Consider the following 10,356-nt stretch of genomic DNA (forward strand, 5'->3'; position numbering starts at 1 on the left):
AATATCGCCATCGTTGCCCGAACCACGAAGCACTGGAGTTGTGTCATTGGTTGCGTCGCCATCTTTCAGAACGACTTCAGGAACGGTGTTGTTTGCGACCACTTCTTCAATCTGCACCGGTGGTAATAAGTTGGTATCGATAATCAGCTGGAAATTGTCTGTTTTACCTACTGAAGGATTACCACCTAGCGATATCGCATCGACGCGCAGGTTGTAAGTCCCTTCTTCTAAATCGAGATCAATCTTCCAATCACCTAATCTATCAACCACCGTGCTCGCGATCAGCGTTTCACCGTCCCAAATACGCACAATTGTGTCAGCTTCACCTCGGCCTGACAGAGTCGGAGTTTTGTCATCTGTGGTATCACCCGTTTTCAATTCACCCTTCCAGGTACCCTCATCATCCCAAACCAGAGCCAGAGATGGGTCTTTTGGGATAGACGTATCCAAATTGATGGTGAAGTTATCTGATTTAGGGCTTTGATTATCGAAACGATCTTTATAAGAAACGTTGAAGACATGCGTACCATCTTCGGTCAGTGTTGGCGTAAAGCTCCAGCGACCATCATCACCAGCTGTAACTGAACCTATAATCGTTGAGTCAGTACCAAAGATGGAGACCAATGAACCCGGTTGCGCAACACCGCTAAGAGTAGGGGTGTTATCATTGGTATAATGGCCAGAGGTTAAATAGTCCATTGTGCCTACATCATCAATAACGCGCATGATCTCTGGTGCATCAAGTGCATCAGCTTCAATGATGACAATCTTTTGGGTGGCTTCGCCCCAGTTGCCAGCGCGATCACGGAAGCGTACCTGATAGAAATAGGTGCCATCTTCCAACTCAGGTAAAGCAACACTCCATTTGCCATCAGTGCCGACTTTTGCTGTGTAAACCACATTGTTCAGAACAACCTGTACTGTCGATCCAATTTCACTGAGCTCAGTGCCTGAACCCTTGATCACTCTTCTTGGAAGGTAGTCAGGTTTCACTCCCTCTTTATCCTGAGCAAAAGTGTCAAATTCTCCAGGTTTGATCTGTTCGGCGGATGCATCGGACACACCTTGCTCTGCAAACACAACGGAACCTGCCGCAATTTTGAGTTCAAACGGTGCTGACTTCACACTGGTATTTTTGCTGGCATCCTGTGATGTCACAGTCAGGCTGTGTGTGCCATCCATAAGGTCTGGGGTGATGGTCCACGCGCCCATTTTATTTGCAGTTGTGGAACCAATTGGAGTCGTACCTGCACCATCATACAGATAAACAATTGAACCTGGCTCGGCCACACCTGAAAGAGCAGGTTTGCGTTCATCGCTAGTATCACCTGGTGTCAGGTTACCTTTATCGCCGCCGGTGCTGTCAACTGCACGCCAGATTTCAGGTTGTGATGGCGGAGTTTTGTCGACATTCAAAATCAATGTGGTTGGCGCACTACGGTTAGTTGCTCTATCAATAGAAACTAATTGTACGGTGTGCATACCTTCAGCCCAGCCACCCGGCGGAGTAAAGGACCACTCACCTGCAGGCCCCAGAGTAGTGGTATAAGTGACACCATCAATAATAATTTCAAGTTTGCCACCCGGTGCCGTTTTTATTGGCTCTGGTGTTAACCACCCATAATTTGAATCAGTGGTATTAACAATGTAAGCGGGCTTAAGTTCATTAATGCTGTTGTTCGCCATGAGCATATTCCTTAATGATATGGGATTTTAAAGCTCCAGATATCCCTCTGGAGCGAAATGATTCTCTTCTAATTAGCAAAACAGGCAACACAGGACATGTCTTAAACGACTAGTGTTAATTGAATTACCAACAAGAAATATAATTTAAAAAAATAGGCCAACCTCAATATCTGGAAGGCCATTGGTTAATATTTAGAAATTAATATCGTTATTATTTATTTTCCACACTAATAATAACGCGACGTTCGCTCGCATAACAGGCCACCTGCTCTTTACGCGTTCCCTGGCACTGTTTAGATACCTGGCTTTCACCCATGCTTTGAGATGAAATATTAGCGCTAGATAGGCCATTATTGACTAATAATTTCTTAATCGCATCGGAACGACGTTGGCCTAATTGCATATTACTATTTTCATCTCCAATAGGGTCGGTGAATCCAGTAACAACGATGCGCGCCTGGCTATTTGCCTGTCGTTTAAGCATTGCCGTGAACTGCTGAATAGCATCACGGCCTTCAGCTGAGATGTCATCACTATTGGCGCTGGCAAAATTAAATAGCAGGTCTGATGAAAACTCATAGTTATCGTAAGATTGCATGGTACCTTGCTGGCAAGCTATGACTGAAGATGCACGCGATAACAGATGGATTTGCTGACGCGTTCCCACCAGTTGCTGCTGTGCATCAGATGCGCTGGTCACCAATGGGCGTCCAGTACCATCCAGGCTAGCTCGAATATAATAGGTCTTTCCGGCTGCCAGATTATCGCGCCACGGCTGCTGCTGCTTGCCCTGATAAGAAGGTGCATCATTTGTAAAACTACCCAGTGAATGCACACCAGGATTTAAACAAAATGCACTGTAGCTTCCCGGTAATAATGCTGTCTGAAATTCGCCATCAACATAAATATGTGCAGGGGAATTGCCTGCAGCATCCACAGGGCGGTAATATACAACACGAACCTGGTCATTAGCTGCAGCGGGCATTGAACGCCAAACCTGACCGAAATTATTTTGTGCTTGCGCATTAAACGCCGTCATTACTGACAATGAGGCGAATGCTGCCAGCATCAGAATTGATTTATTTTTCATAACTACTCCAGAAAACAGGCGCCGATTGACACCTGCTCATATTGTTCCAAAAAATTAATGATGTGATGTTTGATCCAGCATTCCATTCATTTCATAAACGGAATCCATGGTTGAATCATTCGCTGTTAAAACACCCTCTACCGTAATATCATTTTCATTGAATGCAATGTCATTCAAAAGAGTATTTTTCAGATCGTGCAACTCAACATTATTATCCTGCGGTTCACTTAACAGAGAATAGCCTTGTTCTGACAGCAGTTCGGATAAGTCCATTCCCTCTAAAGCGTTTGCAAATAAATCAATCACTGGTGGTAACGGCGGTGTGGTATCGACTTCAACATCATAAATTGGCGTTTTAGATGAAACGACGCCATCAGCATCCTTAAAGGCAGCTTCGATTTTGTAAAAATCATCGACCAGTTCAGGTGTAGTAAAGCTCCATTTACCATCAGCACCTACCGTTGTCGAATGGTAGATATGCCCATCTTTCCCGGTGATCCAGAGATAAACGATATTTCCTTCCTGACCAGACCCTTCGATAATGAAAGTAGAATCGTTAATAGGCTGATCTTTTGGATTCAGTTCTTTATTTCCTGCATCGTTGTTGTCTTTAAATAATGCATCGATGGTACCGGTTACTGGCACATCAGGATTAGGAATAACCTCCTGACCTGGATCGACTGGCCCCGTAGGATCATTAATATCAATAATCACTTTATCCGACGGTGCTGATTCATTTCCAGCGGGATCTTGCACGATAATCTGAAATTCATGTTCACCATTACCAATAGCTTTTTCCGGCGTAAAGCTCCATTCACCTTTATCATCAACTACGGTGCTACCAATAACCTTGCCGTTATCGATTATCTTGATGATTTCACCTTTTTGACCTTCACCTTTAAAAGTCGGCGTGCTGTCTTCCGTTTCATCGCCATTTTCAATCATTTTTCCATCGTCATCGATGATTTCGCCAATGCCTTTATTTTCTGGCGGGACAGTATCGACCTCAATAATCCATGGATCGGATGGCAGGGATTTATTACCGACTTGGTCAACGACTACAGCACTGAAATCATGTTTACCGTCTGCTAAAGCTGGAACGGTAAATTTCCAGTTACCTTCACTATCCGTCTTAGCCGTACCTACCAGCTTGCCATCCTTCCAGATTTCGACAGTGGAACCTAATTCTGCTTTCCCAGACATAACTGGGGTGTTGTCTTTTGTCAGACCGCCATTGGTAATTTCTTTTGCTGGATTAACCGTATCGTCAACCATGCTACCAATGGTGCCTTTGGCTGGTGCCGTCAGGTCAATAGTGAAATCCCATGCTTCGCTTGGATCGCTGACTACACCCTTTTCATTGCGTTCACGCGTTGTAATACTGTGCTCACCAGCAGTTAACGCAGTGCCTGGCGTAAATGACCAGGTACCGTCTTCACCAACTGTGGTTTCGCCGATTTTATTTTTGCCATCCCAAATCTCAATCACATTCCCTTTGGAACCTGTACCATTGAGCGTTGGCGTGGTGTCATCGGTTCTGCCATTTTTGGCAATTAAGCCAGTGATGCTGCCGACATCATCGAACAGGCCATTTACGACTGGAACATGTACATCTCGGCCGCCGTTGTCACCACCGCCTTTACCGTCATCACCACCGCCTTTGCCATCATCACCGCCGCCGTTACCACCATTGCCGCCACTATTGTTATCCTGATATTGTTCTTTCGCGACCAGATAACCCAAGCCAGCCGCAGCGGCAATAGCCGCCAATCCACCAAGCGCAATCAGCGCTGGCGACCAATCAAAACCGGATGCCAGTTCAAAACCAGCCGCAGTATCAATCGTGCCTTCACCCAAGGCTAACGAACTGGTTTCGCCATCAGCTAATGCAGCAGCATCATGGTCCGAATCACCATCGGTAGCGACGTATTCATGCATTGCACCATCTTCAGCTTTGCCGACCAAAGTGCCAGATTTGGCAAAAAAGTCTTCAATGATGAGATCCGGTTCGCTGGCGTCAGACCCTTCCAGCATTACAAGCAGATTTTTTCCCACACGTTTAACGGTAATGTTTTCCGGTGCAACGCCATCATTACCCTGCGTCAGCAGATATTTACCGTTGGTAATAGCCTGAATTTTTGCGGCTTTACCGTCTTTGCTTACACGCAATGCTTCCGCTTTCGTTATTGTTTTTTTATCAATAACCGCAACACTCACGGGCGAAACGTTCATGATTAATCCCTTCCGTACATTAGATTTTGATTGCGCGATTGCGTACAAGCGCAGCAATCTCCCTGGCTCAACCCACCTCTGTGGGCTCAAAGTGAGCGACATAATCGGGAAAGAGAGATTTCCGAGACATAAGAAACGTCCCGTTAGGAAAGAAAAAATTTCCCAACGTTGCCAAAAAGACAGTTAGTTAATTAACTATCTGAATTAAAGAGTTTTTATGAATTAAATCGTTAAGCAGGAAGGGAATTAATTGAACTGGAACAACACTATAACAGATGATTTTCCTGAATTTTTTCGCGCAAAAAATCCAGAAAACAGGTGATACGTGAGGTAAGGGATTGATTGCGGTAATAGACCGCGTGAATGGGTAAACGCTGTTCACGGGTTTCCGTTTCCAAAACCTGAATCAAACGCCCGTTGACACGATCTTCACGACTCACAAAATCGGATAAACGTACGATGCCTTGTCCAGCTAAGGCCAATTGACGTAGCGTTTCGCCACTGGAAGCGGAAAGTGTGGGTTTGATACGTAAGAACTCTCCTTCGCGCTGCCAAACCGGCCAGACGTTGTGTGCATCAAGCTGACTAAAACCCAACAATTGATGATTTGCCAGCGACTCAACACTATCCGGGACGCCAAACTTTTCAAGATAAACCGGGCTGGCTAACAGGCGAATAGCGCTGCTACCAAGCACCCGCGCGCGTAGCGTCGAATCACGCAACTCGCCGATGCGAATGGCGATATCTGTCTGCTGCTCCAGCAGATCAATAACGATATCGTCGGTGTTCAATTCCAGCTGAATCTGCGGATAACGCTGACGGAACTCCGCCACCAGCGGAACAATAACGTGCAGGGTAAAAGGCGTGTTCGCATTGACGCGTAAGCGTCCGGAAGGAATGTCCCGACGCTGCGCAATATGTTCTTCAGCTTGTTCGACTGAAGCGAGAATCTGCCGCGCGTGATCGAGAAAAATCAGCCCCTCTTCGGTCAATGCCAGCCGACGTGTTGTGCGGTGCATCAAGGTGGTTTGCAGCTTGCTTTCCAGACGGCTAAGTGCACGACTAACGCCAGAGCTGGTTTGATCGAGCTGCTCTGCAGCTGATGTGATTGAACCCGTATCTACCACCGCAACCCAGGCACGCAACTCTTCCAGTGTAATTTTCAACTTTCCATCCTCAAAGAACGAGACCTGTCTTAGCGCGGTTTCTGACACTTTTGACTTAAATTACGCCACTTTATTAGCGGCAGGATATCACAATGCGCCATAAACCTCGGATGGATAGCGGTTCACGCCTGCAGCAAGCGGTAACCCAGCTACTGCAGCAAGGTCGACAGGAGGAAGCCTGGCGTAAGATCCGAGCGCATCTAACACTTGTCCCTTACGATGGCTGGTTTCTGCATGAAGCCGCGCGGCTTACACGGCGCAGTGGCGATCTTGATTTAGCGCAGCGCTATTATCAGCGGGCGCTGAAGCTTGCGCCACTAGATGCGGGATTACTCAACGGTCTCGGCCTTACCCATTATGACGCCGGACGCTGGAGCGAGGCCGAAGCCTGTTATCAGGCTGCGCTGAAATCACATGCGGGCTACGCCGCCTGTCACAATAATTACGCTATTCTGCTGCATAAACAGCGCCGCTATCATCTTGCTTTAGACCAGTATCGATTAGCATTGCTGAGCCAGGCCGATTATACCGAAGCCCGCTACGGCATGAGTACGTTGCTGGCACACATGGGCCAGTTGCAAGAAGCTGAAAGTCAGATGCAGCAAGTGCTGCACGCACGTCGCAGCGATCTGCGCTGCCGCAATGCGCTCGGCATGGTGCAACTGCAGCAAGGTAACTTTTCTGCTGGCTGGTCAAACTATCAGGCGCGTTATGCACCGGATAATCCTGAGCGCTTTTTTACTCTGCCTAAACTGCCCATTCGCTACTGGCAAGGAGAAGATCTGTGCGGTAAAACGCTGTTGGTGCGCACTGAACAAGGAATAGGAGACGAGATTCAATTCTGTCGCTATCTCACCCGCGTGAAAACAGAAAAGCAGGCTGAAAAAGTGATCATGCTGGGCAGCGAGGCCTTAAAACCATTGATGGTTACACTGCCGCATCTCGACGATTATCTTACGCGGGAAGAGACACAACACGCGTTGCCACAGGCAGATTACTGGTGCTCATTACTGGATTTACCGCAGCATTTCCTCAGCTCAACACAGCCCTTTAGCGCGCATCATCCCTATTTGTTCAGCCCAGCAGAACAGCACGCAAAGTGGCCGATTAAGGGACGCGGGAAAAAAATCGGTATCGTATGGAAAGGATCCAGCGGGCATAAGAATGATAGCCAGCGATCGCTTGCGCATCTGTCACAGCTTTCCCCTTTGTTTGAGCTGCCTGATATCAACTGGATTAGCTTGCAAAAAGGTGCAGGTGAAGAGGAAATCGCTGATTTCCCACACGTACAGCCATTGGGTGCCCAATTCACTGATTATCAGGATACCGCCGCCGTTATTTCACAACTGGATTTAGTGATTGGTGTGGATACGTCGGTAATCCATTTGGCCGGTGCGCTGGGGAAACCTTGCTGGGTAATGTTGCCGGCCTGCGCGCGCGATTGGCGCTGGTTAGAAAATCGCGAAGATTCGCCGTGGTATCCGCAAATGAGATTGTTTGCGCGCGGGCAGGATGAAGAGTGGAGCGCGGTAGTTGCGCGAATTAAGCAAGCACTGCAGCAGCAGCAATAAAAAGGGACGCCGCGGCGTCCCAATTTTTACACTTCGAGGTCGGCTAAATCGCCTTTCTCTTGCAGCCAGTTTCGGCGATCTTCCGAGCGTTTCTTGGCCAGCAGCATATCCATTACACGTAGCGTTTGGTCGACATCTTCATCGCTGATGGTCAATTGCACCAGACGACGCGTGTTCGGATCGAGCGTGGTTTCGCGCAGCTGCAGCGGGTTCATTTCACCCAAGCCCTTAAAGCGCTGCACATTCGGCTTACCTTTTTTGCGCTTCAGCTGATCCAGCACGCCCTCTTTCTCATCTTCATCTAAGGCGTAATAGACTTCTTTGCCGAGATCGATGCGATACAGCGGCGGCATTGCCACATATACATGGCCGTGCTGCACCAGCGAGCGGAAATGCTTAACAAACAGCGCACACAGCAGCGTGGCAATGTGCAGACCATCGGAGTCCGCATCCGCGAGGATACAGATCTTGCCGTAACGCAGCTGGCTCAGATCTTCACTATCAGGATCAATACCGATCGCCACTGAAATATCATGCACTTCCTGCGAAGCCAGTACTTCGTCTGAAGAGACTTCCCAGGTGTTGAGGATCTTACCTTTCAGCGGCATGATCGCCTGATAATCACGATCGCGCGCCTGCTTGGCGGATCCGCCCGCAGAATCCCCTTCGACGAGGAACAGTTCGGTTCGATTCAAATCCTGCGCGGTGCAGTCAGCCAGTTTGCCCGGCAGCGCCGGTCCGCTGGTGAGTTTTTTACGCACCACTTTCTTCGCGGCACGCATACGGCGCTGTGCGCTGGAGATCGCCAGCTCGGCCAGCATTTCAGCCGCCTGCACGTTCTGGTTCAGCCACAGGCTGAAGGCATCTTTCACCACTGCTGAGACGAATGCCGCACACTGACGCGAAGAGAGGCGCTCTTTAGTCTGACCGGCAAACTGCGGATCCTGCATCTTCACCGACAGCACGTACGCACAGCGATCCCAGATATCTTCCGCCGAGAGCTTCACGCCGCGCGGCAAAATATTGCGGTATTCGCAGAACTCACGCATGGCATCCAGCAATCCCTGACGCAAGCCGTTGACGTGCGTGCCGCCTTGCATGGTTGGGATCAGGTTGACGTAGCTTTCCGTTAGCAGCTCTCCGCCTTCCGGCAGCCAAAGCAGCGCCCAATCCACCGCTTCCACATCGCCGGCAAAACTCCCCACAAAGGGTTTTTCCGGCAGCGTCGGCAAACCGTCAATCGCTTCACACAGGTAATCGGTCAGGCCATCCTGATACATCCAGGTTTGTTCGGTGTCGTTTACCTTGTCTTTAAAGACAATTTCAACGCCCGGACAGAGCACGGCTTTGGCTTTTAACAGATGCGATAAGCGGGAAACGGAGAAACGCGGACTATCAAAGAAGCTTTCATCTGGCCAGAAATGCACGCTGGTACCGGTGTTGCGTTTACCAACGGTGCCGGTAACCGTAAGATCCTGCACTTTATCGCCATTTTCGAAGGCAATCTGGTAGATTTCGCCGTTACGACGCACGGTAACTTCGACGCGCTTTGATAAGGCGTTAACCACCGAGATCCCAACGCCGTGCAAGCCGCCTGAGAACTGATAATTTTTATTGGAAAATTTGCCGCCCGCATGCAGGCGGCAAAGAATCAGCTCAACCGCAGGCACGCCTTCTTCCGGATGGATATCCACTGGCATGCCACGACCATCATCAATAACTTCCAGCGACTGGTCGGCATGAAGAATGACTTCCACGCGTTTAGCGTGACCGGCCAGCGCCTCATCGACGCTGTTATCGATCACCTCCTGGCCCAGGTGGTTCGGGCGCGTGGTATCGGTGTACATCCCCGGACGACGACGCACCGGTTCAAGGCCGGTCAGGACCTCAATGGCATCGGCATTATAGCTAGATTGGCTCATCGTAAATTTCTGATTAGCAATAGGAAAATGGCCCCACTTCGCAAAGCTACTGAGCGTTTAATCCCAGAAAATCAACTATCTGTGCGAAATGGCGTTCGAATCCGATATAGGCATGATTGCCGCCCTCTTCAACCGTCTGGCGGCATGCGCTGTAATACTCCAGCGCCTGGCGATAATCGAGTATTTCATCGCCGGTTTGTTGCAGCAGCCAGAGTAAATCGGGCGCTTCAAGAGGGTCAATCTGCATTACTTTCAGATCGTAAATGTGGCGAGACTCTAACACATATTGCTGGCCGGTGTAGGGATTACGGTTTTCGCCGAGGTAATCCACCAGCAGCTCAAACGGCCGTACGGCGGGATTGACCACCACCGCTGGCAACATAAAACACTGCGACAGCCAGGTAGCAAAATAGCCGCCCAGCGACGATCCCACCAATCCCAACGGTTCACCGGCATATTGCATCACCAACTCTTCCAGCATACCGGCGGCTTCGGCCGGAAACGTCGGCAGTTGCGGCACCATCACATTGATGTGTGGATGCTGCTCGTTGAGCCATTGCTGTAGCTGGGTAGCTTTCGCCGATTGCGGGGAACTGTTGAAGCCATGCAGATAGATCAGCGCCGCCATTGCTTAGTAGCCCTCGGAATCAAGATCGGGGCGGAACATGTCGCTTTGCAGGCGGTTCACC

General features: G+C 49.2%; 7 protein-coding genes. 1 reads left to right on the forward strand and 6 read right to left on the reverse strand.

Annotated elements, in window-relative coordinates; all coding sequences use genetic code 11:
- From RTY00_RS11675 to RTY00_RS11690, 4 genes are all read right to left on the reverse strand, one after another.
- Positions 1-1,686 (reverse strand): Ig-like domain-containing protein (locus RTY00_RS11675; protein WP_312664555.1); only part of this gene is annotated, 1,686 nt, incomplete at its 3' end.
- Positions 1,687-1,897: 211 nt separating this feature from the next.
- Positions 1,898-2,776, reverse strand: coding sequence for an OmpA family protein (locus RTY00_RS11680; protein ID WP_312664556.1), 879 nt, complete (start codon positions 2,774-2,776; stop codon positions 1,898-1,900).
- Between the two features lie 54 nt (positions 2,777-2,830).
- Complete coding sequence (locus RTY00_RS11685; RefSeq protein ID WP_312664557.1) at positions 2,831-5,008, reverse strand: Ig-like domain-containing protein; 2,178 nt, start codon at positions 5,006-5,008, stop codon at positions 2,831-2,833.
- A gap of 266 nt (positions 5,009-5,274) precedes the next feature.
- Entirely contained in the window at positions 5,275-6,174 is a 900-nt protein-coding gene (locus tag RTY00_RS11690) for a LysR substrate-binding domain-containing protein (RefSeq protein ID WP_312664558.1), read from the reverse strand.
- A gap of 92 nt (positions 6,175-6,266) precedes the next feature.
- Between RTY00_RS11690 and RTY00_RS11695 the strand changes: the two genes are divergently transcribed.
- Positions 6,267-7,745 (forward strand): tetratricopeptide repeat protein, encoded by a 1,479-nt coding sequence (locus RTY00_RS11695; RefSeq protein WP_312664559.1) that lies wholly within the window; start codon positions 6,267-6,269, stop codon positions 7,743-7,745.
- A gap of 26 nt (positions 7,746-7,771) precedes the next feature.
- Here the strand turns inward: RTY00_RS11695 and parE are convergent, their stop codons facing one another.
- Positions 7,772-9,667 (reverse strand): DNA topoisomerase IV subunit B, encoded by a 1,896-nt coding sequence (parE, locus tag RTY00_RS11700; protein WP_061720471.1) that lies wholly within the window; start codon positions 9,665-9,667, stop codon positions 7,772-7,774.
- Positions 9,668-9,713: 46 nt separating this feature from the next.
- Positions 9,714-10,295: an esterase YqiA gene (gene yqiA, locus RTY00_RS11705; RefSeq protein WP_312664560.1), complete on the reverse strand. Its 582-nt coding sequence runs from the start codon at positions 10,293-10,295 to the stop codon at positions 9,714-9,716.
- Between the last annotated feature and the right edge of the window lie 61 nt (positions 10,296-10,356).

This window comes from Pantoea sp. CTOTU49201, assembly GCF_032054795.1.
In the GTDB taxonomy this organism is placed as follows: domain Bacteria; phylum Pseudomonadota; class Gammaproteobacteria; order Enterobacterales; family Enterobacteriaceae; genus Pantoea; species Pantoea symbiotica.

Bases quoted from the DNA above. Each gene is read 5' to 3' on its own strand.
- RTY00_RS11680 (WP_312664556.1), bottom strand. From the start codon at position 2,776: ATGAAAAATAAATCAATTCTGATGCTGGCAGCATTCGCCTCATTGTCA.
- RTY00_RS11685 (WP_312664557.1), bottom strand. From the start codon at position 5,008: ATGAACGTTTCGCCCGTGAGTGTTGCGGTTATTGATAAAAAAACAATA.
- RTY00_RS11695 (WP_312664559.1), top strand. From the start codon at position 6,267: ATGCGCCATAAACCTCGGATGGATAGCGGTTCACGCCTGCAGCAAGCG.
- parE (WP_061720471.1), bottom strand. From the start codon at position 9,667: ATGAGCCAATCTAGCTATAATGCCGATGCCATTGAGGTCCTGACCGGC.
- yqiA (WP_312664560.1), bottom strand. From the start codon at position 10,295: ATGGCGGCGCTGATCTATCTGCATGGCTTCAACAGTTCCCCGCAATCG.